Source organism: Evansella sp. AB-rgal1, assembly GCF_041820985.1.
GTDB lineage: Bacteria > Bacillota > Bacilli > Bacillales > Salisediminibacteriaceae > Evansella.
The window spans coordinates 202,366-226,780 of sequence record NZ_JBGUAU010000003.1; the positions used below are offsets into that span (position 1 = coordinate 202,366).

The 24,415-nt window shown below is 36.6% G+C and carries 25 protein-coding genes; 13 read left to right on the forward strand and 12 right to left on the reverse strand.

Annotated elements, in window-relative coordinates; genetic code table 11:
- Positions 1–357 precede the first annotated feature (357 nt).
- The 6 genes from ACERII_RS03725 (at position 358) to ACERII_RS03750 (ending at position 5,543) form a co-directional block, all read left to right on the forward strand.
- Positions 358–2,193, forward strand: coding sequence for a terpene cyclase/mutase family protein (locus ACERII_RS03725; RefSeq protein WP_373640145.1), 1,836 nt, complete (start codon positions 358–360; stop codon positions 2,191–2,193).
- A gap of 383 nt (positions 2,194–2,576) precedes the next feature.
- Positions 2,577–2,858: a hypothetical protein gene (locus ACERII_RS03730; RefSeq protein WP_373640146.1), complete on the forward strand. Its 282-nt coding sequence runs from the start codon at positions 2,577–2,579 to the stop codon at positions 2,856–2,858.
- 344 nt (positions 2,859–3,202) lie between these two features.
- Positions 3,203–4,033, forward strand: a complete 831-nt coding sequence (locus ACERII_RS03735; RefSeq protein ID WP_373640147.1) for a DUF368 domain-containing protein — start codon at positions 3,203–3,205, stop codon at positions 4,031–4,033.
- 75 nt (positions 4,034–4,108) lie between these two features.
- Positions 4,109–4,303, forward strand: coding sequence for a hypothetical protein (locus tag ACERII_RS03740; RefSeq protein WP_373640148.1), 195 nt, complete (start codon positions 4,109–4,111; stop codon positions 4,301–4,303).
- Between the two features lie 72 nt (positions 4,304–4,375).
- Positions 4,376–4,840 (forward strand): hypothetical protein, encoded by a 465-nt coding sequence (locus tag ACERII_RS03745; RefSeq protein WP_373640150.1) that lies wholly within the window; start codon positions 4,376–4,378, stop codon positions 4,838–4,840.
- Between the two features lie 208 nt (positions 4,841–5,048).
- Entirely contained in the window at positions 5,049–5,543 is a 495-nt protein-coding gene (locus tag ACERII_RS03750; protein WP_373640152.1) for a hypothetical protein, read from the forward strand.
- Positions 5,544–5,681: 138 nt separating this feature from the next.
- On the opposite strand, the gene ACERII_RS03755 is transcribed toward ACERII_RS03750, so the two are convergent.
- Positions 5,682–5,960: a hypothetical protein gene (locus ACERII_RS03755; RefSeq protein WP_373640154.1), complete on the reverse strand. Its 279-nt coding sequence runs from the start codon at positions 5,958–5,960 to the stop codon at positions 5,682–5,684.
- A gap of 302 nt (positions 5,961–6,262) precedes the next feature.
- Here ACERII_RS03755 and ACERII_RS03760 point away from each other — a divergent pair, with 302 nt between their 5' ends.
- On the forward strand, positions 6,263–6,673 hold the full coding sequence (locus ACERII_RS03760; protein WP_373640156.1) for a GNAT family N-acetyltransferase: 411 nt from the start codon (positions 6,263–6,265) through the stop codon (positions 6,671–6,673).
- 163 nt (positions 6,674–6,836) lie between these two features.
- A complete protein-coding gene (locus tag ACERII_RS03765; RefSeq protein ID WP_373640157.1) occupies positions 6,837–7,193 on the forward strand; it encodes a hypothetical protein in 357 nt (118 codons plus the stop codon).
- A gap of 279 nt (positions 7,194–7,472) precedes the next feature.
- Here the strand turns inward: ACERII_RS03765 and ACERII_RS03770 are convergent, their stop codons facing one another.
- The 8 genes from ACERII_RS03770 to ACERII_RS03805 form a co-directional block, all read right to left on the reverse strand.
- Complete coding sequence (locus tag ACERII_RS03770; RefSeq protein ID WP_373640209.1) at positions 7,473–8,750, reverse strand: YjiH family protein; 1,278 nt, start codon at positions 8,748–8,750, stop codon at positions 7,473–7,475.
- A gap of 1,049 nt (positions 8,751–9,799) precedes the next feature.
- Entirely contained in the window at positions 9,800–11,155 is a 1,356-nt protein-coding gene (locus ACERII_RS03775) for an alanine/glycine:cation symporter family protein (RefSeq protein ID WP_373640159.1), read from the reverse strand.
- Between the two features lie 204 nt (positions 11,156–11,359).
- Positions 11,360–12,178 (reverse strand): pyridoxine/pyridoxal/pyridoxamine kinase, encoded by an 819-nt coding sequence (gene pdxK, locus ACERII_RS03780; RefSeq protein WP_373640211.1) that lies wholly within the window; start codon positions 12,176–12,178, stop codon positions 11,360–11,362.
- Positions 12,179–12,395: 217 nt separating this feature from the next.
- Positions 12,396–13,091, reverse strand: a complete 696-nt coding sequence (locus ACERII_RS03785; protein WP_373640160.1) for an undecaprenyl pyrophosphate synthase — start codon at positions 13,089–13,091, stop codon at positions 12,396–12,398.
- A gap of 245 nt (positions 13,092–13,336) precedes the next feature.
- Entirely contained in the window at positions 13,337–14,038 is a 702-nt protein-coding gene (locus ACERII_RS03790; protein ID WP_373640161.1) for a permease prefix domain 1-containing protein, read from the reverse strand.
- Positions 14,035–14,376 carry a PadR family transcriptional regulator gene (locus tag ACERII_RS03795; protein WP_373640162.1) on the reverse strand — a complete coding sequence of 114 codons (342 nt, stop codon included), beginning with the start codon at positions 14,374–14,376 and terminating at the stop codon, positions 14,035–14,037. Before ACERII_RS03795 ends, ACERII_RS03790 begins: the two co-directional genes overlap by 4 nt.
- Before the next feature lie 192 nt (positions 14,377–14,568).
- On the reverse strand, positions 14,569–15,801 hold the full coding sequence (locus ACERII_RS03800) for an aminopeptidase (protein ID WP_373640164.1): 1,233 nt from the start codon (positions 15,799–15,801) through the stop codon (positions 14,569–14,571).
- A complete protein-coding gene (locus ACERII_RS03805) occupies positions 15,788–15,949 on the reverse strand; it encodes a hypothetical protein (protein WP_373640166.1) in 162 nt (53 codons plus the stop codon). Before ACERII_RS03805 ends, ACERII_RS03800 begins: the two co-directional genes overlap by 14 nt.
- A gap of 429 nt (positions 15,950–16,378) precedes the next feature.
- Here ACERII_RS03805 and ACERII_RS03810 point away from each other — a divergent pair, with 429 nt between their 5' ends.
- Both ACERII_RS03810 and ACERII_RS03815 read left to right on the forward strand, forming a co-directional pair.
- The gene (locus ACERII_RS03810) at positions 16,379–18,217 is read left to right on the forward strand and encodes an LTA synthase family protein (RefSeq protein ID WP_373640168.1); all 1,839 of its coding nucleotides are present in this window, start codon (positions 16,379–16,381) and stop codon (positions 18,215–18,217) included.
- Between the two features lie 172 nt (positions 18,218–18,389).
- Positions 18,390–18,908, forward strand: a complete 519-nt coding sequence (locus ACERII_RS03815; protein ID WP_373640169.1) for a hypothetical protein — start codon at positions 18,390–18,392, stop codon at positions 18,906–18,908.
- Positions 18,909–19,051: 143 nt separating this feature from the next.
- On the opposite strand, the gene bshB2 is transcribed toward ACERII_RS03815, so the two are convergent.
- The 3 genes from bshB2 to ACERII_RS03830 form a co-directional block, all read right to left on the reverse strand.
- Positions 19,052–19,711 carry a bacillithiol biosynthesis deacetylase BshB2 gene (gene bshB2, locus ACERII_RS03820; protein ID WP_373640170.1) on the reverse strand — a complete coding sequence of 220 codons (660 nt, stop codon included), beginning with the start codon at positions 19,709–19,711 and terminating at the stop codon, positions 19,052–19,054.
- Positions 19,712–19,735: 24 nt separating this feature from the next.
- The gene (locus ACERII_RS03825) at positions 19,736–20,086 is read right to left on the reverse strand and encodes a YojF family protein (protein WP_373640172.1); all 351 of its coding nucleotides are present in this window, start codon (positions 20,084–20,086) and stop codon (positions 19,736–19,738) included.
- A gap of 63 nt (positions 20,087–20,149) precedes the next feature.
- Entirely contained in the window at positions 20,150–21,088 is a 939-nt protein-coding gene (locus ACERII_RS03830) for an ATP-grasp domain-containing protein (protein ID WP_373640174.1), read from the reverse strand.
- A 937-nt stretch (positions 21,089–22,025) separates the two neighbouring features.
- Between ACERII_RS03830 and ACERII_RS03835 the strand changes: the two genes are divergently transcribed.
- The 3 genes from ACERII_RS03835 to ACERII_RS03845 all read left to right on the forward strand — a co-directional run bounded on the left by ACERII_RS03835 (position 22,026) and on the right by ACERII_RS03845 (position 24,370).
- A complete protein-coding gene (locus ACERII_RS03835; protein WP_373640176.1) occupies positions 22,026–22,709 on the forward strand; it encodes a DNA alkylation repair protein in 684 nt (227 codons plus the stop codon).
- A 79-nt stretch (positions 22,710–22,788) separates the two neighbouring features.
- Entirely contained in the window at positions 22,789–23,460 is a 672-nt protein-coding gene (locus ACERII_RS03840) for a uracil-DNA glycosylase (protein ID WP_373640178.1), read from the forward strand.
- Between the two features lie 31 nt (positions 23,461–23,491).
- A complete protein-coding gene (locus ACERII_RS03845; protein WP_373640213.1) occupies positions 23,492–24,370 on the forward strand; it encodes an NAD(P)-dependent oxidoreductase in 879 nt (292 codons plus the stop codon).
- Positions 24,371–24,415: the final 45 nt, after the last annotated feature.

Sequence of the window (24,415 nt, forward strand, 5' to 3'; positions counted from 1 at the left end):
GGCTAATCTTACAATTGAGGGGGAAAATCTTACAATTTTGGAGTGAAATCTTACAAATGTGGAGGGTAATCTTACAATTGTAGACATAAATCTTACAAATACATTATTAATATGTCCATTGGGTTGCACAAGTACCATTAGATTAAGGGGGGAGCATTAAAAATCCCCGCCATAAGCAGGGATAAAGCAAATTTTGTTCTTGAACTACATGGTAAAGAGACATTCATCCCTGATATAATCTAGCATTCCTGTGCCAAAAAGAAAACTCCTTATTCTAAACGTTTACCTCAGTCCATCTTTCGTATCTCTTCATATGTTAAAGGTATGAATCTTGAAACGGTGAAGAGGAGCTTCGTTATGGTTATGGAATTGGAATCAAAATTAAAGAAGTATCAACAAAAGCTCATCTCTTGCCTCAGGGATGAGCAGTTCGATGATGGTTCTTGGAATTACCCTTGTGAAAATGGGCCAATTACGGATGCTTATATGATTATTGTTTTGACGGCATTAAATTATCAGGAAGAACCATTCATTACTATGTTAGCAAATCGAATTCTCTCTACTCAATTGCCAAACGGTGCTTGGAAATTGTATGAAGATGAGGAGGAAGGGAATTTATCTGCAACAATTGAGGCCTATACGGCACTATTGTTTTCCGAAAAGAGAACGAAGAATCATAAAGAAATGAAGCTTGCTGAAAACTTTATTCTGAAGCAAGGCGGAGTGAAAGCGGCACATGTTTCAACAAAATTTATGTTAGCTCTAAACGGATTATATCCATGGCCTACCTTTTTCCCAATACCGCTCACGACCATCTTACTTCCTAAAATTTTTCCATCCAGTTTTGAAAATATGACATCATATGTAAAGGTTCACTTTGCTTCTGTATTGGTTGCAGCGAAGAAACGCTTTGCAATAAAAAACTCTGGTTTACCTTCCATTACACACTTAATTCTAGAAGATAAGGTAAAACGTCGCCTTTCGAAACAACTGGAAGGAAGTCCGTACCACAAAACAAATTTTTTACAAAGAAAAGCACTCCAACGAGCTGAAAACTATATTCTAGATCGTATTGAAGGAGATGGAACGTTAGGTAGTTATGTAACAGCAACAGTTTATATGATTTATAGTCTTTTAGCATTTGGATATGATGCTACATCGCCATTAATAAAACATGCCATTAATGGAATAAAAAAATCTGCTACTGAAATAGATAAGGAGATGCATATCCAAAATGCTTCTTCAACCATTTGGGATACTGCTTTAATTACGTATGCATTGCAAGAAGCAGGTGTTCCAGCCAGTGATTCAATAATTAGAAACGCCGCGGAATTTTTATTAAAGCAACAACAACAGAATAACGAATCTAATACTGCCAAGGGGGCATGGAGTTTTTCCCATAATAATTCGTCTCACCCAGATATAGACGATACGCAAGTGGCGTTGCGAGCAATACAGCCATTCACTTTTTATTCCAAAGACCATCTTCAAGCCTGGAATAAAGGTTTAACATGGCTATTGTCTATGCAAAACAAAGATGGTGGGTGGAGTTCTTTTGATAAAAATAAAGGGAAGCATTTGATCGCAAATTTACCTATTCCTAATATAAAGGACACAGCCATCGATCCATCAACCGCAGATTTAACAGGACGTACACTTCAGTTTTTAGGAAAATATGTAAAAATGAATGATGAGCACCCTAGAGTATCCAATGCAGTAAAGTGGTTACTAAAAAATCAAGAGGAGTCTGGAGCATGGTATGGAAGATGGGGAGTGTGCTATATATACGGCACATGGGCTGCGGTAACAGGACTAAGATCTGTAGGTGTATTAAATACTCATGTGGCTATAAAAAGAGCCGAAGAATGGTTGATTTCTGTTCAAAATACAGATGGTGGTTGGGGAGAATCGTGCAAAAGTGACGTAGAAAGGACGTTCGTTGGATTACCAATTAGTACATTACCACAAACCGCCTGGGCGTTGGACGCTCTTATATCAATAAATGATGAACCAAGTGTAGAGATTAACCGTGGGATAACATTTCTACTGGACCATGTAGATGAGGTGTCATATCCAACTGGAGGGGGCCTTCCAGGAACTTTTTATATTAATTATCATAGCTATAATACGATTTGGCCGTTGCTGGCAGTAAGTCATTATTTGGATAAATATGGTAGACCTTCAGGCCGGTGAATGGGTGGTGAAAGTATACTGTGATTGTTCCTGTAGGCTTTTATGGAATGAGCGGAATCCCGCGTATGGAGCATGCTACCCGCGCATAAAAGTAGCGAAGCCAAGCATAAAAGTGTGAATGCCGCGCATAAAAAGACCAAAGCCGAGCATAAAGACGCTTGAGCCGAGTATAGAGAAAGCTACCGCGCATAAACTGACCCATGCCCGGTCTGCAAATGTAAATCATACCAGAAAAGTTAGTATTACTAGATTTTCACAGCAAACTATAAGCACATTTTCCAACTAGACTATATGATTAGTAGTTTAGGTACAAGGCTACGGGGAATATGCCGTTACTACCTCCATCTTTCTTCATAGAATGGAAACAGAGAGGTGGTGAAAGTATGGAACGAGTAGACCCATATTTAATGAGCGTATTTCGCTCACGTATTGCAAACCCAGCATGTGCTTACCGAGTCTATAAAGTGTTGCGTTCGTGTAGCTATCATGATCTATGTACACCAGCAGGTGCGTACGGTTTAGTAGATAGACTTGCCCATTGCTGTGAGGTACAAATAACACCTCAAACGAGAGATTATGCAGCGAGGTGGCTAATGAGCTGTGGTGTGGATCCACAAAATCCAACCCATAGAAGATCCATGTATCATTTAGTATATGAAAGATAATTGAGAATTGGTTATAAACAAAGGAAACTAGTACGGTTTGTATTTAATCCGATATGAAAAATTGAACTAGAGTTTTATTAAAGGATTCATTAGTAGTATAAATTTTGACTAACAAGTTACTCCAACTTGTTAGTCATTTTTTTAATGTTTAATCTAGTATTCTTTTCTATTTTTTCGATATTAGTGCGAGAAAAATACTATCTATTAAAAGGGGAATTGTAAATTAAAGGATTCTGTTTTGGTTAATTATGTTAAAATTAAATGTAACAAACAAAGTTGTCCGAATAATTTACGCAAATGGCGATTATGAATAAAGTAAAAACTCATTAAGGTGTGGAAAAATTATGTTTGGAATTCTGTTTCGAGGTATGGCAGTAGGAATAACGGAAACCGTTCCAGGTGTTAGTGGTAGTACAGTGGCAATGATTTTAGGAATTTATGAACGACTTCTATATTCGTTAAGTAGTTTATCAACGAAACATAGAAAAGAAGTTTTGCCTTTTTTATTTACATTTGGAACAGGAATGGTAATAGGATTTTGGTTTTCATTCCGTTTAATTGGCTATCTATTAGACGCTTATCGTACACCAACACTCATGTTTTTTGCGGGTATTATTGTAGGGTTTTTACCTTACCTATATAAAGAAACGCTTAGTTATTCCAAAGGAAGCCTTCAAATAAAACACTATGTAATCATTTTCTTGTTTCTGAGCCTAGTTATTATCGGACAATTATTAGGGGACATGAATAGTATTGACCTCAATAACTTATCTCTTGGCGACTATGTATTCTTCACGATTTCAGGTTTTTTCGCAAGTACAGCTCTCGTACTTCCTGGAATAAGTGGTGCTTTAATCCTAACTATACTTGGAATATATGAAATAGCCACAGCTTCTCTAATTTCATTTCATTTACCTATTGTAATAGCGATAGGTACAGGCATCGTAATAGGGGTTTTGTTTACCAGTAAGCTAATTCGTTATTTATTAGCAAACTACACTATCGAAACGTATGCGGCGATGATTGGTTTAGTAAGTGGTTCCATTTATGCTATATATTATAATTTAGATGGACTTTATGATACTTCAACTTTGATAGTGTCAATGATAACATTTTTGGGAGGTATTATTTTTCTAATTGTATTAAAACAGAGCCAAACCTATAAATTTGACTAGAGTTGTTATTTAAAAATTTGGCTGCAAAACGGAAGTAGCTAGTTTAGTTTTGAAAAAAGAAAACGAGGTGTTGTAATGTTTGTAAATATTAATGTCATTAATGTCTTATATCAATTAATTGCATTTGTATTATTGATAGGTCTTATCATTTTCGTTGTCTCTTTTCTACGAAAAAGTAAAGAAGATAAAAAACGATTAACACAACTGGAAGAGAAAGTGGATTACATAATGAAGAAAATGGAAAATGATTCTCAAGATAAAAGTAATTAGTGAAGTAACGAGTGGGAGCGGTTAAGCTATTCCCACTGCTGTTTTGCTAATGGGGTGGAGGAAGTTAAGAGCGTGAAGCCAAATAAAAATAGAATATTTATTGTGAGTATACTAATCTCCTTTTTTTCTTGTTACACTTTGTACAAACTTTACGAGACGTCACTTATTGTATTAGAGAGTTACCCTGACATTGACAACGTTGCAGCAGTAGGTCTAGCTATGGTATTTGCGCCTTTCATGTTAGGTATGTTTACTATTGTTTTCTACCTTACTGTGTATGTTAATTCTATTAAAAAATTTCCTGAACAATCCTTTTCTTGGAAAATACTACTCTTACATAAAAATTCATGGGGATTAAATCTCATAAGAATCTTATTGTATATAACATGCATTTGGATGATCACCGATTTGATAGGATCGGCTCCAACTTGGGTTAGTTTAACATTAGTAGTGAACATTATTATCTACGGATATTGGGTCTTACAAATGCTTCAAGAAAGGATATTAATTAAGAGAAGTAGCATTATTGCAAAATAGAACATGGCTCCGTTCACAATTTTTTGCGAATGGAGCCATGTTTAATTACTTGTAACTTGTAACGTTTTGTTAAATCAACGAATCTGCTTATTTCTGAAAAATAAATACCGATACCCCTATAAAGATTGCTATTCTGTAAAAAATATTACCAAAGTGACTCTTTATTTGAATTCTTTTCGTCTAACAGATAAACAAGGAGGAGAAAAGAATGAAATTTGGCAAAGTTTTTTTTATTCTTATCTTCATAGGAATTTTATTTGGGTGTTCTAATAATATTACAGGAACAAACAGTGCATCGAACATCAATGATAAGACAAACGAAATTTCAGCCCAATTGCGAGAGCCACCTAATTTAGAAATTTTTATAGGTGAGGAAAAAGTAACCCCAGTACTCGGCACGTATAGCTGGTCCTATAAGTATGAAAATGGCACCACAGAAAGTATCGAAGCAGATGCTGATTCACCTTCAACCATTGTTGAAGGGAGAGAACCACAAAAAGTAGATGCGGATGCAGATATTTCTATCGAATTTTCAACCATGCCTATAACATATCTGATAAGAGAATGGGATACGGAACACAATGTGTTGGGAATAGAGAGGGAATTAAACCTTTCCATTCACGAGGGAAAAAAGATTTTTGAGCTTCTAGGAAGTTGGGAGCAGGGTAATGCAAGCTATGTTTTTTATTTAGATATTGAATAGTGGCTACCTCCCTGTAAACAAAGAGATAGATAGTAAAATAATAACGGCTCGGCTCACAAAAGTGAGAACCAAGCCATTCGCAAAAAAAGGTTTTACCTTCTTTATAGTAGTGAGAACCACATATCTTCTGTAATCTGATTAGAAAAACTGAAACAAACTAAGTCCCCCAAAGCTAAAGAAAATGACAAGTGATGTTATTAGTGAAAAAATAAAGCCAATTACCATAAATAATAAGATCGCTTTGCAATAGTTTTTTCGAGGATTGTCTGATCCGAAGCCCCAAACAAAGAGAAGAATTAAGTTAATAAACGGAAGAGACAGTAAAAGTAACGTGATGAACCATCTTCCTACAGACATTTGCTCCTGTGTGTTCTCTACAACGGTATTAACTGAAGTAGCCGTGCTCTCAGTATCCATGCAATCCACCTCCGTAAAATAGATTAATAATGTGAGTTCTCGATGAAAAATGTGGATTGTATCATTTAAGTGGAACTCCATAACTATGGTTCATTATATATAAATAGTGCACAGATTTTTATAACTCAAAAGTATAGTTTTTAACATGTGTAGTAAAAAAGGAAATTAATTTGATATGTCGAATTGTATTTTATGTATATTATTAAATTAGGTTATTAAAGCTTGGAGGTAATTTTTTGTTACTTTTCTATTGATCCCCATCAACTTTCTAAATGATAAAAATAAATTAGGAGTTGATATATATGATTTATAAAATATCTACAGATGGAATTACTGCTGAAATGTTGGAAGGATTTTTTGTAGATTGGCCTAATCCGCCAAGTCCAGAAACGCATTTACGACTATTAAAAAATAGCTGGAAAGTAATCGTTGCTTTAGATGAAGAGAGTGGGAAGGTTGTGGGGTTTATTACAGCCGTAAGTGATGAGGTCCTTACTGCTTACATACCACTACTTGAGGTTCTTCCGGAGTACAAAAAGAAGGGAATTGGAAGAGAATTAGTAAAACGAATGCTTAGCGAGTTAAAAGACATATATATGGTTGACTTATGCTGCGACGATGACCTGGTTGCTTACTATAATAAGTTTGGAATGGCTAAATCTAATGGTATGATTCAAAGAAATTATGAAGTGCAATCAGGAAAAAATAATTAAAGAGAATTCTTGGAAAACTATAATCTTATAGGGAGCGTTTCTGAAAATAGCAGAAGCGCTTTTACTTTTTTCTTAAATTATTTGTAATCGACGTTAAGATGAATAAGAGATTGAAACCAAATTTTCACTATTTCGTAAATAGCAATGAGAGGAGGGGGATTTAATGATTAAAAATATTAAATATGGAACTCTGCTATCTCTTTCAATCTATGTTTTAATTGCACTTATCTCTATTTTATATACCAACACGTTTGATTTAGAAATAATTAAAATGTGGGGATTTGGTGTCACTTTACTTTTATTTTTTGGATCCTTTCCTTTTTACCAAACGGTATATCACGCAGGAAAAGTGAGCAATCCAACCTACACAGTTCATATTCCACCAGATGAACATCTTCATGATAAAGTTCAAAAAGAATATGAGAATACAAAAAAGAGAAAAGAAGGCAATGTTCAGGGGATATTAATATCATCAGCTGCAATCACATTGTTAATTACAATCTTATTAGCGGTCATATAGTAAGGTATGTTAAACAATTTTATTGGCTATTCAAGTGATGGAAAAATCAAATATGTTGTACTTTATGAGTTAATTTCTTGGTTAAGATTTTCTCTTGTGTGTGTGTGGAAAAAACAATTATGAAAAAAAGAACGAAGACAAATTCTCCGTTCTTTTTTTCGTTCGAATTATACTGTTATTCAGGTTGTGAAATTTAGCCTGTGAAATCACCGGTGTTCACTCGTTTTTCCCTACAAGTGAATACGTTATGAGTCATCTCGTTAGCTTTTGTTTGGCATATTAAAAAATAATGTGCGCAATCAAAGTAATAATCGGTAGTGTTATAATGGTACGTAATAAGAAAATGAATACTAAGTCACGAAAACGTACAGGAATTTTTGACCCTAACAATACTCCCCCAACTTCCGACAAGTAAACAAGCTGAGTAACGGAAACACTAGCAATAATGAATCGAGTCATTTCACTTTCAATATCCCCAGCAAAAAGAGCTGGAAGTAACATGTCTGCAAAACCAACCACTAGTGTTTCTGCCGCCGCTGCCGCTTCAGGAACTTGCATCAGCTGAAGTACAGGAACAAATGGAGCCCCTAGCCATGTGAAAAACGGTGTGTTTTCTGCAATCACTACACCGATTGTTCCAATAGCCATAACAACAGGAACAACCCCAATCCACATATCTAACACATTTTTAAAGCCAGCTTGGAAAAATTCTGTCACACTTTTATTTTTATCAGCGCGTACCTTTGCCAACTTTATACCCCAGCTTACAGAAGTATGACCAGAAGGAATGGATTCATCTAACTGCGCTTCTTTTCCATTTACATACGTATTCGATTTTCTAGATAATGGTGGAATACGCGGCATAATAATTGCTGCAACTAAGCCAGCAAAAAATATAGTTAAATAGAATTGGAAAAACATGTGCTCAAGTCCAACGTATCCAAGTACAACTAATGAGAAAGTAATGGAAACGATTGAGAAAGTAGTCCCGATAATCGCTGCCTCACGTTTTGAATAATATCCTTCCTCATATTGCTTGTTTGTTAAAATAACCCCAAGTGTTCCATCACCTAGCCAAGAAGTTAGTGCATCTACAGATGAACGTCCTGGCAATCTAAATAATGGTCTCATCACCCTTGTTAATAAAGCCCCAACAAACTCAAGTAAACCAAAGTTTAATAGTAATGGTAAAAACAACCCAGCAAATAAAAAGATAGTAAAGAGAATAGGTAATAAATCGTAAAGTAAAAGTCCACCTGTATATTCATCGTATATCCATTCATGACCAACTTCAAAGAAAGTCATAATAATTAACACGAAAGCGACAATACGAATAGTAAACCACAGTGGAGAAATATCAAATAAATTTACAAAGAATGGACTATTTACCATTCCTTTTGGTTTTACCCACTTCTGGATGACCACACCAATCACACTCACTGCAATAAGAATGATCATAATTACTGGTAATACACCTTCCAGCAGTCCACCTAACCAATCAGCCATAATGGAAACTGGGATTTTGAAGCTACGCTCTCCAGCAGGAAAGGGAGCCATAAACAATACAATACCTATGATGGAAGGAATAAGAAACTTCCATATCGCAAAACGGGAAACCACTGTTTCTTTACCGTTATTATTAGTCAAAATAATCACCTCATAAATTAATAAAAATACAACAAAATTTATTTTAATAGAATAATAAAAAATAATCAATAAGAAAATTTATTTTTATTCAACAATTTGGTTAATTATTAGTATGTGGAATCTACTATTATATCGGTCAGCTGGTAGCGCCTACCAAGAGCCCAGGTTAAATCCGAGAGCAAGCGGGAGAACGAGGGAGAATTTGACTAGGTCAAATTGTAGCGCGTACCGAGGTAGCGCCTACCAAAGTCGCAGGTTAAATCCGCGAGCAAACGGGAGCATGAGGGAGAAAAGTGACTAGGTCATTTTGTAGCGCGTACCGAGGTAGCGCCTACCAAAAGACCAGGTTAAATCCGCGAGCAAACGGGAGCATGAGGGAGCAAAGTGACTAGGTCATTTTGTAGCGCGTACCGAGGTAGCGCCTACCAAAGTCGCAGGTTAAATCCGCGAGCAAACGGGAGCATAAGTGAGAAAGTGACTAGGTCATTTTGTAGCGCGTACCGAGGTAGCGCCTACCAAAAGACCAGGTTAAATCCATGAGCAAACGGGAGCATGAGTGAGAAAGTGACTAGGTCATTTTGTAGCGCGTACCGAGGTAGCGCCTACCAAAGTCGCAGGTTAAATCCGCGAGCAAACGGGAGAATAAGTGAGAAAGTGACTAGGTCATTTTGTAGCGCGTACCGAGGTAGCGCCTACCAAAAGACCAGGTTAAATCCATGAGTAAACGGGAGCATGAGTGAGAAAGTGACTAGGTCACTTGGTAGTGCCTACCGAGGTAGCGCCTACCAAAGTCGCAGGTTAAATCTGAGAGCAAACGGGAGAAAAAAGAAGTAAAACGTATGAATCACTCTCGAGCAACCCCAAAAACCCAACCAAAAAAGAGCCCACCAAATTGGCAGACCCTCAACATGCTATGAAAAAGACAACACGAATTTTCAAAGCGGGAGTACTACATCAATCTAGGAAGCTTTCTTCCCCGCTTTTTCCTCTTTGGCCACCTTGAGGAATCGGTGTGTTTCAGCAACTACAACACCTGACAAACCTAAGAGACCAATTAAGTTTGGTACGGCCATCATCGCGTTCATTGCATCAGCGAATCCCCAGATAAGATCGTTGGAACCAAGGGCACCAACCAGTATTAACAGGACAAACAAGATTCGATAGAATTTTGTTCTATCTTCCTTAAATAAGTAATTAAAGCACTTTTCACCATAATAAGACCAACCAAGTATGGTAGAAAAGGCAAAGAATGCTAAACCAACAGCAACAATTACGGATCCAGTTCCACCTAAGAAGAATTCAAAGGTTTGTGATGTTAATGTTGCTCCATTTAAATCTCCACCATAAAGGTTACCCATTACGATAGCAATACCAGTGATAGAACACACCACAATGGTATCAATAAATACCTGAGTCATGGAAACGAGGGCTTGGCGACCAGGGTAGTCTGTTTTTGCCGCTGCGGCAGCAATTGGAGCAGACCCTAAACCTGCTTCATTGGAGAAAACCCCCCTAGTTACACCGTAGCGAATAGCAGCCCCAATTCCTCCACCAATAATAGCGCTACCAGTAAATGCTTCTGTAAAAATAAGGTTCACTGCAGAAGGAACTAAGTTTAAATTAGTAAAGATAATTACTAGTCCAGCTCCTACATAGAAAAGAGCCATAAAAGGAACAACATAGGATGTTACCTTTCCTATCTTTTTTATTCCACCCAATATAACCAAGCCTGCAAGAATGGTTAAAGTAATACCAGTTACCCAAGTTGGTATACTAAATGTACTCTTCAACACAGAAGAAACTTCATTTGATTGAACAACGTTCCCAATCCCAAAGGCTGCAATAGAACCAAAAATAGCAAATAGTACAGCTAACCATTTGAGATTTAATCCTTTTTCAATATAGTACATTGGTCCACCAGAAAATTCGCCATTCTTTCCTTGAACACGGTACTTTACAGCAAGTATTGCTTCAGCATATTTTGTGGCCATCCCAAAAAGTGCACAGACCCACATCCAAAAAACTGCACCAGGTCCACCCCAGAATACAGCTGTGGCTACACCAGCGATATTACCGATACCAATGGTAGCTGCTAAAGCAGTTGTGAGTGCTTGGAAATGTGAAATATCTCCAGGTGATTTCTTATCTTGAGCTTTAGGACTGAAAGCAAGTTTTAAAGCGTAAGGTAGAGTACGGAATTGTAAAAATGCAAGACGAAACGTTAAAAAAATACCTGTACCGACAATCAAAATAAGCATCGGTGGACCCCAAACTATGTCATTGACAGCACCAATAAAGTTTTCAATTGCTTTCATCTAATTACCTCCTTGTACATGTGATAATCTATTGTATTTATTTTTCAGATTATTTAGAAACGTTATTTATTCTTTTGAAAAATTAATTTTTGGTGAAAACTCTTACATGGACTTCCTTATTGAGGTTAAGAGAATAATTGAATTTTTTGTGAAAAAAAAGGATGTTTCAAGGTAAGACTACCCGAAACATCCTCTTAAAAACATCTATCGTTTGGTAAATTCTTCTTTTCTATTCGCAAATCGTTTCACAGGTCCAACAAACTCGTTCAAAGCGAATGATTCCTGAATTGCATTGGAGATAAACTTTTTCGCTTGCCGTACGGAAGTGACCACATCAAGTCCATTTGCCAAACCAGCACAAATTGCTGCGGCATATGTACAACCCGCTCCGTGAGTGTAAGAAGTTTCTATTTTTTCCGACTCAAGCAATTCAAATGTTTCACCATCATATAGCACATCCACTGCAGAATCCCCTATATTACTTCCACCTTTTATCAGCACATAGGAAGCACCTAATTTCTTAATTTCTACAGCAGCAGCTTTCATATCATTCAACGTGGAGATGGGAGATATTCCACTAAGCTGTGATGCTTCGAATAAGTTAGGGGTAACAATGGTTGCCTTTGGTACCAGATGGTTCCGGTAGCTAACAGTATGTTCAGGGTGTAGTGGTTCGTCAGTTCCCTTGCAAACCATCACTGGATCCACTACCACATTTTTTAATCCGTAATCTTCCATTTTTCTCGCAGCTAACTCAATCATTTCACTAGATCCAAGCATACCTGTTTTTACAGCGTCTACACCTATTCCATCTAAGATGGTATTCAGCTGTGACTCTACAACCTCTATAGGTTGGGGAAAAACATTGTGTGACCACCCGTTATCAGGGTCCATCGTAACAATAGTAGTCAAAGCATTCATTCCATATACTCCAAGCTCATGGAACGTTGTTAAATCTGCTTGGATACCTGCACCACCACTTGTATCTGATCCTGCGATAGTTAAAGCTTTTTTCATATAAATACTGCCTCCTTTATCCAAACCAATAATTATAATGTATAGAGTAGGGAGGGAATATGCAATAAGAAAGATTCATTTGAATGGTTTTCATCTATAAATTAATCATAATCCGATTGATTCGAAGGTCTTTTCTTCTATAAATTTCTCTGTGCAATTGAAAAATACAGGTGACTAGGATGATATCCGAGGTGAACATAGAATCCAATAATGATAGCAATAACTATTCTTTTATTTTCCTTTTATTAACTTCTTCAATTGCTTGTAGTAGTAACTTCTTATTGAAATCTGGAAAATATGTATCAGTAAACCATAATTCTGACTTTGAAGATTGCCATAACAAAAAGTTGCTAATTCTTTGTTCTCCTCCAGTTCTAATAATTATATCAGGTTCGGGGAGACCACTGGTGTAAAGGTATGTATTTACAAGTTGTTCGTCTATATTTTCTATGGTTATTTTTGTATCTTGAATATCACTTAGTATTTTTTTTACAACGGAGATTAACTCGTGTCTTCCTCCATAGTTCAGCGCGAAATTTACAATAAGCTTGTTATTGTTTTTTGTTTCACTAACAGCTTTTTTTACAGCCTTTTTAGTATGACTCGGTAATCCTTCAATATCTCCAGAGATGCATATCTTTATATCATTTTCCATAAAATCAGGTAACTTTGTATTTAGAAACTTAGCAGGTAAATCCATTAAGTATTGAACTTCCTTTGGAGGTCTTGTCCAATTTTCTGTAGAAAACGCATACAATGTCAATACTTTTAAACCTATTTCTAATGAGTCCTTAATAATATTTTCCATAGTTTTAGAACCAGCATAATGCCCCTGACTTCTAGTAAGTCCTCTTTGTTTACCCCACCTTCCATTTCCGTCCATCATAATAGCAATATGTGTTGGAATAGTTCCTTCCATTTGATATTTCCTCCTTTTCAGTAAGTTTTCGTTTTACAAATTCTGTATATTTGTATCGTTTGTTTTAACATAAATATCCAACTGTCTCTAACAGACAATGTAATTCACACGTTAAATAGTAACTAAAACAACAGGCAGGAACATGGTTATTTCGATCCATATGAATAGGGAGGATTACTAAAAGATTTACGACTTTGATATGTGTTTAATGAAATGTTCCGAATGCCAATTCGTATTGACCAATGTTAGTTTAATAACTTTGTTTGTCGTTTGTTATACGTATTAATTATTACCCATAATATAATAAACAGTACAAAAGATGTTCCACCTACGAGCAAAATTAATACTCCCAAAAATGAATAATTCTCGGATTCTATAAATACACCAATTGACCCTCTGCCAATGTAATAAGCGCTGTAAAATTTACTCATAAGAGGGTTTTCATATGTGATGTATTCGTATAAAACCTCATTACCGTTCAAATAGCTTTTTACCACCGCTGATCCAATAGAAAATTCCGCATTCTTTATGAGATCTTCAATCTGTTCTTTATTTGCTTTTGTTAATTGTCCATTGCTTGGGATAATTTCTAAAATTTCGTTAGTGATTGCAATTTGTTCTTCGTGGAGTTGGTTTGTTGGGATTAATGTTATAAAGAAGATGATTATTGATAAAAGAAAAATACTTAATCCAATATACAATAGCCTTTTACCAAATGTTTTTTGTGTTTGAAATACCTGATTGATTAAAGAACGCAGTTCATTTTCTTTACCAAATCGGTCAATAGCAATTTTGATTGCTTCCTTTTCAGATTTTCCTTCTATTTTCAACTCGTGAACAGATTCAATTAAATGACTTTTCATTTCATTTTTTAAATCTTGTATTTCATTCTTGTTCCCCTTCATATTCCGATAAACCTTGTTAACGTACTCTTCAATTGGTTTCAATTATTCTCTCCCCTTTCAAGAAACGAATCAATAATATTTTTAACAAATTCCCATTCTTTGCATTTATTTTCAAATCCATGTTCACCTAATGAGGTTAATCTATAATATTTACGTCTTCCTCCTGGGCCTTGTTCATCGCTCCAATAGGACTCTATCCATTTGCTTTTCTCTAGTCGTTTTAATGATAAATAAAGTGTTCCTTCTTTTAATTCAAATTGGTTTTTAGTTTTTTCTCGAACCAACTTTGCTATTTCATATCCATACATAGCCTTAATCTTTAACAAGGAAAGAATGAGAGTATCAATATGACCTTTTAGAACTTCTTTGTTAATTTCCAAATTTTTCACCTCGCTGATTTAAATGTAATATAGAGTACTTAATAATGCAAGGTATTATTTCAGCTAAATAATATCTTCATCTCCACCGTACGATCGGGATAATCTATAAGTTGAGCGGAAAATTGCAAGGACACCCACAAAAAAAACCACTGAAATAAATCTATTCCAGTGGCTGAAACTTTTCATTATGTTTTAAACAGCCCATTCTCCATTTCGGAAAATAGCTTCTGTAGAACCATCAGCTTTTACACCATCGATATTCATCTCAGCGGAACCGATCATGAAATCAACATGCGTAATACTTGTATTCAAGCCGTGTGCTGAAAGTTCGTCTTTTGACATTTTTGCACCATCTTTTAGACAAGTGGAATAGGCACTTCCTAATGCAATGTGGTTAGATGCATTCTCGTCGTATAACGTATTGTAAAATAGAATTCCAGACTGAGAAATTGGTGAACTGTGCGGAACAAGTGCCACCTCACCGAGGAAACGAGCACCTTCGTCAGTGTCTAACAAGTGCTTTAATGTATCTGCGCCTTCCTCTGCCTTAAAGTCAACGACTTTTCCGTCTTTAAATGTAAGAGTAAATCCATCAATTGTGTTTCCACCGTAATTTAATGGCTTTGTATTTGATACAGTTCCGTTAACACCATCTTTTTTCGGAGCAGTGAAAACTTCCTCCGTAGGCATGTTCGCAACAAAGTGAACGCCATCTTGTGTTGGTCCACCACCGCCAAGCCAGATATGACCGTCTGGTAGGTCGATGGACAAATCTGTTCCTGGTGCTTTGAATTGTAACTGTTGATAGTTCTTTTCATTTAAAAATTTCGCTTTATTTTGTAAATTTTGATCGTGCTCTTTCCAAGCGGCAACAGGATCTTCAGTATTTACTCGAGTAGCTTCGAACATTGCTTCCCATAGCTTTGCTTCTTGTTCTTCTTCAGAAACATCTGGGAAAACTTTTGCTGCCCATGATTTCGAAGGAGAAGAAATAACTAGCCAGCTAATTTTATCTGATTGTATGTATCCTCTAAAAGTATCCATCGCTTGACCAGAAGCTTTGTTAGCTGCAGCAATTCTTTCTGGTTCTACACCTTTTAATAGCTCAGGGTCAGTTGATTTCACAGTCATGAATGCAGCGCCTTCTTCTGCAAGTTGCTCATACCCGTCTGCTTTCCATTTTGGAAATTCCTGAAATGCTTCAAAAGGGGCCATGTCATACTTCATTCGAAGAAGTTCATCGTCATTCCATTCTACATGAACATTTTTTGCTCCTACTTCATATGCTTTTTTAGCAACTAAACGAACAAAATCAGCAGAAGAAATTGGAGCGCTCACCACTAATGTTTGACCTTTTTGAATATTAACACCGATTTTTACAGCTAGTTCTGCGTATTTTTCTAATTTTTGTTCAAATTGTTCCATGTTCATCTCCCTTTTCTTTATGGCTCTGTATTGCTCCTTGTTTTTCTGAAGAGTACTTTTTTGGAAAACCACGAGTATCCTCTTCCATGAACATATGTTGTGGAGATCTTTGACCAGATACTTTAATAACAAGGGGAACCAATGCCATCTTTGAAATTAGTCCATTTATATTATAGACGATATGTAATCTTTTACTACTGAATATTGTATCAGGTAATGTGTAGAGAAGAAAATCAAACGGTTTTCCTAAAACGCTGCCCTGAACATACATAATCTTGAGTAGTGGTTAACTTATCTTGTATGACTAACTTTGTTAGTTGAAATCCATTCGCTTCAGTCCACTCCTTTCACCCAAGTGTACAAGTGCGACATCCGTTCATACTTTACGATGTCTTCTATGCTTTCAACCTTCATGGTGTGATTTGCGCTTACTTCGTAACAAAAAAGGGTATATAAAAGGGAAAAACTACAAATATGTGAAACTATTTCACAACGAGATTCGTCAATAACTATAGTGACTCAAAATGTTGGAATTATATTCCACATTAATGTAAAGAAATAGAAAGGGATGCTCATTATGAAAGCCTTTGTCAAAAACCATAGTTTTATGCTGTTCTGTCTCACTCTTTTATGGTTAAAGACGTTTATTGTTTCTAGTATTACATTTCATATAAATAGTAATCAATTTGTAGAAACACTTATTTTTGCTTTTAACCCGCTAGCCTTTTTGCTGTTCCTTTTTTGTGTTGGAACATTTTTAAAACCAAAGTTACAAACAAAGTATTACATTAGTATAGCAATTTTACTATCATCTGTTTTGTATGCGAACATGGTGTATTATCGAGAATTTACAGATATTATCACACTGCCAATGTTAGTCATGAGCGCGAACATGGGGGTCTTAAGTACAAGTATCGTGGAATTAATACAGTGGTATGATATTTTTTATTTTCTTGATGTAATTATCATTTTATTTTTCCTTATTAAAAAACGAAGTTGGTTCCAAGTAACGCAAACATGCTTCTGGAAGTCGAAAAGTAAGTATGCAGTTATGGGAATTGCCTTAGTAACGATTTTTGTCATTTCTCAAGTGGATACTACCGAAACACGCGCCCACTCCTTTAATAGAGATCATATCGTACAAAAAATAGGGTTATATAATTTTTATATTTATGACGTATTACTTCACACTACAACGACGTCTCAAACTGTTTTCGCTGAAAAAGATGATTGGTCGAGGGTAGAAGAACATCTAATGAAATATAGCACCTCGCCAAGTAGTGAATTTTATGCTAAAGGTAAAGATATGAATCTCATTGTTGTTTCTTTAGAGTCACTCGAAAACTTTGTGATCGGGGAAACAATTAATGGGGAAGAAATAACACCTTTCCTAAACGAACTCATCGAGGACAGTTTTTATTTCGATAATTTTTATTATCAAACAGGGCAAGGTAAAACATCGGATGCGGAATTTATGATGAACAATTCCTTATATCCTTTAGGAAGAGGAGCTGTTTTCCATACGAATGACAGCAATGAATACAAAGCATTGCCAGAAATACTATCGGAAAAAGGCTATTCTACTGCTGCTTTTCATGCAAATGATAAGACCTTTTATAATAGAGATGTGATGTATGAGAACTTAGGGTATGATAAATATTATTCTATTGAACATTATGAAGTTACCGAAGAAAACTCCGTAGGTTGGGGGTTAAAGGACATAGATTTTGTAGAACAAACAATAGAATATATAAAAGATATTCCACAACCATTTTATAGTACATTATTAACCTTAACGAATCATTTTCCTTATGAGCTTGATGAAAAAGACCACTTTATACCGCCGTATGAAAGTGATAGTGAGATTCTATCGAGGTATTTTCCGACAGTACGATATACAGATGAAGCAATGCGTGTTCTTGTAGAACGACTGAAGGAAGAAGGTCTCTACGAAAATACGATTCTTGTTTTATACGGAGACCATTATGGTTTAGCAGACACACATAATGAAGCTGTAGGCGAGTTTTTAGGGAAAGAGATTACTCCAATAGAAGCTGTAAAATTAGAAAGAGTTCCTCTAATCATCCATATCCCTGGTATGAACGGGAACACCATTAGCACTGTTTCAGGGCAAATTGACGTTATGCCGACAGTACTAAACTTACTTGGTATTCAGGAACAGTTCGATCAGATTATGTTCGGAAGCGATTTGTTTTCAGAAGAAAAACCAGATTTTACTGTTTTAAGAGATGGAACAGTGATTTCAGAAAAATATATCTCCAAAAATGACTGCTTTTCCATAGAAACGGGAGAAATAGTTGATGAGTTTCATTGTAGTGAAATTAGGGAACGGGGAGAATGGGAGTTGTTCTTCTCAGACAAAATTATCTACGGAGATTTATTTCGGTTTAGGTAAAAATTCATGCAAAAAGCGACATGTTGAAAGATAAGCATCTCCAAAAAAGGCGAATTCCGTCTCTTTTAGGGGGTGCTTATTACATTTTTATAACAAAAAAGGAATATAGCGTTAATGACGATAATAATATGTTATATTAACTAATTAAATACAGAGAAAAGGAGGAACTTGTATGATTGGACCATCCGTACCGATTTATGAAAAATATTTTCGATATGTTGTAAGTTGGCTATTATTTGGAGTAGCAGGAACATTACTTTTTTGGCAGTGGGGTTGGGTGTATGTAGCCATATGTGTAAGTGCAGCATTTATGCTATCATTCGGCTATGATCTGTTGGCACGTTTCGTGGTGAAGCAAAAGGTGAAGGCGATGGTTGGAGACAAACCTTTCTTGATTGTGGATGCTGTAAGAATGAGAAAAGAGAGAAAAGGATATTTAGTTTTTACAAAACGTTTCGTACTGTTTGTTCCTGTTTTTCAAAAAATTAAAACTGTCATTGAAGCAGATCAAATTATTCGATATGAAGCAGATCGTCTTTACGTAGAAATCATTGCGCGTTTTCCGAATCGTTATCGAACGTTTCCATTTGTTGTACTTTCGTCTGCAAAAGTGTTGAAGGCCCTGCATCAATTGACAGGAGAAAAAATGTTGCCTTATAAGTATGAGAAATTAGAGGAAAACAACTCTTAATCATAGAAATTTCCTGGAAATTATATTTGAAATTAGAAGGGATTACTCTAAACATGGGTGTAATTACTATTTATAGGATATAAAAGCGAGCATTCACGTTTTAAATAAAAACGTATGCTCGCTTTCTAAACCTATTTCTCATGTTAAAGTGGGTAGGTCCAAAATCTTTCCATCGTAATTCTATTAATAGCTTCTTGATTTTTCTCCTTAAATTGCTTCTTTAACGTTGGAATCATTCCAGCTGTTTGGGATTCGTGAGCTTCCATTACCGCAATTTTCTTTTCTGCATAAGGTGTTACATCAATTATTACGTCGGGAGCTCCAATAACTGCTTCACAACCTTGAGAAAATGCTATGGTATGAACGGTAGGACGATCTTTTTCTGGAAGGCGTTGAACTGCCTGAATAACTGCTGCCCCTGTAGCATCATGGTCGGGATGAACCGAATATCCTGGGTAAAACGTTATGACTAAGGATGGATTAATCTCTTCCATTACATCTAGCAAACGGTTAATTAACGCTTCTTGATCCGTAAACTCTATTGTCTTATCCCGCATTCCAAAGCGTCTTAGGTCATTTATCCCTAAGATGTCACAAGCTTTATCTAATTCTTGTTTTCGAATTTCCGGAAGAGTTTCTCGATTAGCAATAAGAGGTCTTCCCATATTTCTCCCCATTTCACCTAACGTTAGACAAACATATGTGACAGGGGTTGAATTTTCTGTATGAGATAAAATAGTTCCCGCAACACCAAATGCTTCATCATCAGGATGTGGGAAAACTACTAATACATGACGTTCCATAAAATCACTCCGCTTCACATGAATTTATTTAGGAAATGGTAGTTCGCTTAACTCAAAAGCAATCGCTAGTCTTCCTTCTGGATCATGACCAGCAAATAAAAGTCTCTTTTGGTCATCAATCACCCAATCAGTGAGTCCTTCTGCATATAACCAACCTATTTCTGTTTCTAATCCGATTCGATAAGGTCCGTTTCCTTTTATGGATCCTTGTAAAAAGGTGAGCTGAGCGTTTCTAATAAATGCACCAGCGGAAAAGAAAGATTGGTCTTTATGAGAGGCATAGGCACCATTCGTTGTTTCTAAATGAACATATAGTTTTCTATTAATAAGACTTGAAAGGGTTTCTTGCACCTTTCGTGGGTCAATTGGCTTCACAGTCATTCCTCCCAGACTACAATGGTAACTTCTATTCTACTAAAAAAATGGTGTGAATGTAATTTATAAAGCTTCTAATTCTCTTTTTATTGCACGTGCAACTTCCTTCATTCCGTAAAACTTGTTGGCAGCTTCTTCAGCCTGTGGGCTATAATTTGTATTCGTATTTACATCATACGTGTAAATGTTTCCTTGCTCATCGGTAATATTCTCAATCCCAGCAAAGTAAATTCCCTCAGATTGCAAAAACGTTTCATATTTTTCAATAATTGGATTGTCGTAATCGATTATTTCAAACTTTGGCTTGACTGTTGGAGCAGCACTGCCATCCGTAGGACAAAATTGATCTCCAATAGAACAAGCCTCAGCTGGACATAGTTCAAACCCTTCAGAAGTATCGACACGTACAGCATACATGAATTTTCCTCCAACAAACTCACAACGGGTAATCGTTTGAGTAGGGGAGTAAATATATTGTTGAAGTAACATAACTCCATCAACAGAAGGTTCAAGTTGTCCGTTTTCTAACCATGATGATAAAGCAGTAGGCGAATCGAATTTATGAACTCCTAGACCTTTTCCTGCTCGATTATGCTTTGTAATGAAAGGAGTAGGGAATGTTTCTGCTGCGGATAGCAAAGAACTGTCTCCCACCGCTGCCGTTGTTTTCGGTGTTAAAATATCAAAACGCTTTAGTGCTTCATATTGAGCAACCTTACTCAACTCAAGTTGTAAAGCGTTCCTTCCATTGAGTACCTTTCTACCGTGCCCTTCTAACCAAGTGAGAACAGCATGAGTTAATTCGGGGGCGAAGCGGTGCCCTCTCGTATGGGATGATGCACTCATTCGATTGTAAAAAACCCCTTCTGGAGGAGCTTCATCTAATGGAACGGTTCCTTCGTGTAAATGCCATTCTTCAAAGGGAACATTTTCTGCTTGTAATGCAGCACGTAAAGGAGCTGTCCACTCATTGTTTTCATGTATAATATAAGCTTTTTTCATGTTTATTCCACCTTTTCCCCATTTATCCGATCAGGTTGCTCTGAATAGTTATTATATCATATATGTATTGTAGCAAGTTACAAAAGGAACTGCCAAAGCTTTGAATTTTTGTAGAGAATGATTGTGGAATTACGCGTTTTTTCCTTGTGCGGTTGTCGCGGGGACGGTGCTTCCGCGACAAATGAACTTGGTTTTGAAGCTGAAATGTCGCGAGACCGGTGCTTCCGCGACAAATGAACCTGCGTATGAGTCTGAAATGTCGCGAGACCGGTGCTTCCGCGACAAATGAACCTGCGTATGAAGCTGAAATGTCGCGAGACCGGTGCTTCCGCGACAAATGAACCTGGTCTTGAAGCTGAAATGTCGCGGGACCGGTGCATCCGCGACAAATGAACTTGGTTTTGAAGCTGAAATGTCGCGAGACCGGTGCTTCCGCGACAAATGAACTTGGTTTTGAAGCTGAAATGTCGCGAGACCGGTGCTTCCGCGACAAATGAACCTGCGTATGAAGCTGAAATGTCGCGGGAGTGGCCCTTCCGCGACAAATGAACTTGGTTTTGAAGCTGAAATGTCGCGCAACCGGTGCTTCCGCGACAAATGAACCTGATTTTGAAGCTGAAATGTCGCGAGACCGGTGCATCCGCGACAAATGAACTTGGTTTTGAAGCTGAAATGTCGCGGGACCGGTGCATCCGCTAAATCCCTACGAGGCAAAAATTGTTCTTTCTTTTTTTGACACGTATAATGAAAGTATTAGTGTTGATATAAAGGGCAAATTGCCTTTAGCCGCTGTTTCAGATGCACTAGCAAATAAAAGGTGTGATTTCCACTTTACCAATAGTGAAAAACTACTATAACAAATTTATTAAATTGATGGTGCGGTTATACTTCTATGACTCTTGTTCTATGTCTCACTATGCTGAAGGGAGAAATAAGAATGTATAAAGATACGTTAATTCAAATATTCTCAGAAGGAATAAACGAAGAGAATCGAATTCCTATGGAAAATTATATGAAGAATAAGTTCCCTTTCCTAGGGATAAAAACTCCTCAACGAAAAGAGTTGCTAAAAAAGTTTTACGATGAAACAGGGATATTGAAGGAAGAAGAGCTGCCTTTAGAATCTTTGAAAGAGATTTGGTCCTTACCAGAGCGAGAATTTCAGTATGCTGTTTTAAGCATTCTTGTGAAAAAAACGAAATGGATAGTGCCCGAACATATGTCATGGCTGGAAGAATTAGTAATAACAAAGTCTTGGTGGGACACAGTGGATACGATTGCCCCAAATATTGTCGGACACCTGTTTTCTAGAGAACCTGACTTAATTACTAAATACATTCCTTTTTGGAAAAACAATGAGAATTTTTGGCTCCGTAGATCTGCCATCTTATTTCAATTGAAGTATAAAGAGAAAACGGATGTGGATTTGCTATTTCACATCATCGAAGTCAATAAGTATGAAACAGAATTTTTCATAAGAAAAGCGATTGGTTGGGCGTTGCGAGAATACTCGAAAACGGATGCTGAAATAGTTGAAAAATTCATCCTGTCTAATCAATTATCTACTTTATCAGCAAAAGAAGGAATGAAGCACATAGAACGCGTAAGGATGAGGCTTTGATAATAGCGAGGGAAAGAAAGAGAGAAACTAAAACAGTTGATTTTTTGGGAAAGTGTGGTGAAAAGATATAGTACTTCCAGTGTTATCTTCAGATTGGTCAGAGATTTTACAAAAAGAATTTGAGAAGGACTATTTTAAGGAGCTAGAAGGCTTTTTAATTAAAGAATATGAGGCAAAAACAATTTTTCCTAAGCAACAAGATATTTTTAATGCGCTATCGAGAACGTCCTATGAAAATACGAAAGTAGTTATTTTAGGACAAGACCCTTATCATGGGCCAGGCCAAGCGCACGGCTTAAGTTTTTCCGTTCAGCCAGGAGTTCCTATTCCTAGATCACTTGCTAATATATATAAAGAGCTTGAAGAGGATGTCGGTTGTCTTATTCCCAATCACGGTAATCTACTTACTTGGGCAGATCAAGGTGTTCTTTTGTTAAACACTGTCTTAACGGTAGAAGCTCACCAAGCAAATTCGCATAAAGGAATTGGTTGGGAAAACTTTACCGACAAAGTTATCGAAGTTTTAAACTCTCGCAAAACGCCAATAGTCTTTATTCTTTGGGGAAAACATGCACAAGAAAAGAAGAAGCTTATAACGAATAACCATCATTTCATTATCGAATCAGCGCACCCAAGCCCCCTCTCCGCAAGAAGAGGATTTTTTGGAAGCAAACCATTTACTAAAGCTAATACATTTTTAAAAAATGCAGGTATGCAAGAAATCGATTGGGAAAACCCAGATGGAAAGTAATACATAGAACCGAATTTTAAAGGAGGATATTATTTTGACAACAAAACCAGTAGTTGGATTTATCGGAACAGGTGTAATGGGAAAAAGTATGGCCCGCAATATTCAAAAAGGTGGATATGAACTTAACGTTTATAATCGAACAAAGGAAAAAGCAGAAGAGCTCATAGCTGAAGGAGCAGTATGGTGTGATACAGTAGCACAATTAACAGAAAAATCGGATGTTATCATCACAATTATTGGTTATCCAACAGACGTGGAAGATGTGTATTTAGGGGAAGACGGTATTTTGGCTCACGCAAAAAAAGGTACATACGTAATCGATATGACCACATCCACTCCAACACTTGCGAAACAAATTAGTGAAGAAGCAAAGAAAAAAGGAGTATTTGCATTCGATGCACCTGTTTCAGGTGGCGATGTAGGGGCAAGAGAGGGAACACTTTCTATTATGGTTGGCGGCGAGGAAGAGGCATTTGAAACAATTCAGCCTATACTTGCACAAATGGGTACTAACATTCAGCTTCAAGGTCCAGCGGGATCTGGTCAATATACAAAAATGACGAATCAAATAGTGATAGCTGGAACGATGCTAGGGGTATCGGAAGCGTTAGTTTATGCAAAAAAAGCTGGTTTAGACCAGAAGAAGGTGCTACAAAGTATCGAAACTGGTGCAGCGCGTAGTTTTGCTCTAAGTAATCTAGGTCTTAGAATGATTGAGGGAGACTTTAATCCAGGTTTTTATATTAAGCACTTTATTAAAGATTTAAAAATTGCGTTGGACTCTGCTAGAGAACTTGGTCTTGAGACATATGGAGTTGCATTAGCAAAGGAATTATATGAAAGCTTAGCAGAAGATGGAAATGAAGATTTAGGCACTCAAGCACTATATAAATTTTATCTAGAGCAATAGAAAAATGAGACTGTTCCATTTGAAATTACTTTCATATGGAACAGT

What these genes read in the sequence shown, in the direction of transcription:
- ACERII_RS03810 (WP_373640168.1), top strand. Translation starts at nt 16,379, where the DNA reads ATGAAAGCCTTTGTCAAAAACCATAGTTTTATGCTGTTCTGTCTCACT.
- ACERII_RS03830 (WP_373640174.1), bottom strand. Translation starts at nt 21,088, where the DNA reads ATGAAAAAAGCTTATATTATACATGAAAACAATGAGTGGACAGCTCCT.
- ACERII_RS03835 (WP_373640176.1), top strand. Translation starts at nt 22,026, where the DNA reads ATGTATAAAGATACGTTAATTCAAATATTCTCAGAAGGAATAAACGAA.
- ACERII_RS03755 (WP_373640154.1), bottom strand. Translation starts at nt 5,960, where the DNA reads ATGGATACTGAGAGCACGGCTACTTCAGTTAATACCGTTGTAGAGAAC.
- bshB2 (WP_373640170.1), bottom strand. Translation starts at nt 19,711, where the DNA reads ATGGAACGTCATGTATTAGTAGTTTTCCCACATCCTGATGATGAAGCA.
- ACERII_RS03735 (WP_373640147.1), top strand. Translation starts at nt 3,203, where the DNA reads ATGTTTGGAATTCTGTTTCGAGGTATGGCAGTAGGAATAACGGAAACC.
- ACERII_RS03815 (WP_373640169.1), top strand. Translation starts at nt 18,390, where the DNA reads ATGATTGGACCATCCGTACCGATTTATGAAAAATATTTTCGATATGTT.
- ACERII_RS03800 (WP_373640164.1), bottom strand. Translation starts at nt 15,801, where the DNA reads ATGGAACAATTTGAACAAAAATTAGAAAAATACGCAGAACTAGCTGTA.
- ACERII_RS03770 (WP_373640209.1), bottom strand. Translation starts at nt 8,750, where the DNA reads ATGGCTCCCTTTCCTGCTGGAGAGCGTAGCTTCAAAATCCCAGTTTCC.
- ACERII_RS03730 (WP_373640146.1), top strand. Translation starts at nt 2,577, where the DNA reads ATGGAACGAGTAGACCCATATTTAATGAGCGTATTTCGCTCACGTATT.
- ACERII_RS03805 (WP_373640166.1), bottom strand. Translation starts at nt 15,949, where the DNA reads ATGGCATTGGTTCCCCTTGTTATTAAAGTATCTGGTCAAAGATCTCCA.
- ACERII_RS03750 (WP_373640152.1), top strand. Translation starts at nt 5,049, where the DNA reads ATGAAATTTGGCAAAGTTTTTTTTATTCTTATCTTCATAGGAATTTTA.
- ACERII_RS03765 (WP_373640157.1), top strand. Translation starts at nt 6,837, where the DNA reads ATGATTAAAAATATTAAATATGGAACTCTGCTATCTCTTTCAATCTAT.
- ACERII_RS03740 (WP_373640148.1), top strand. Translation starts at nt 4,109, where the DNA reads ATGTTTGTAAATATTAATGTCATTAATGTCTTATATCAATTAATTGCA.
- ACERII_RS03725 (WP_373640145.1), top strand. Translation starts at nt 358, where the DNA reads ATGGTTATGGAATTGGAATCAAAATTAAAGAAGTATCAACAAAAGCTC.
- ACERII_RS03785 (WP_373640160.1), bottom strand. Translation starts at nt 13,091, where the DNA reads ATGGAAGGAACTATTCCAACACATATTGCTATTATGATGGACGGAAAT.
- ACERII_RS03775 (WP_373640159.1), bottom strand. Translation starts at nt 11,155, where the DNA reads ATGAAAGCAATTGAAAACTTTATTGGTGCTGTCAATGACATAGTTTGG.
- ACERII_RS03760 (WP_373640156.1), top strand. Translation starts at nt 6,263, where the DNA reads ATGATTTATAAAATATCTACAGATGGAATTACTGCTGAAATGTTGGAA.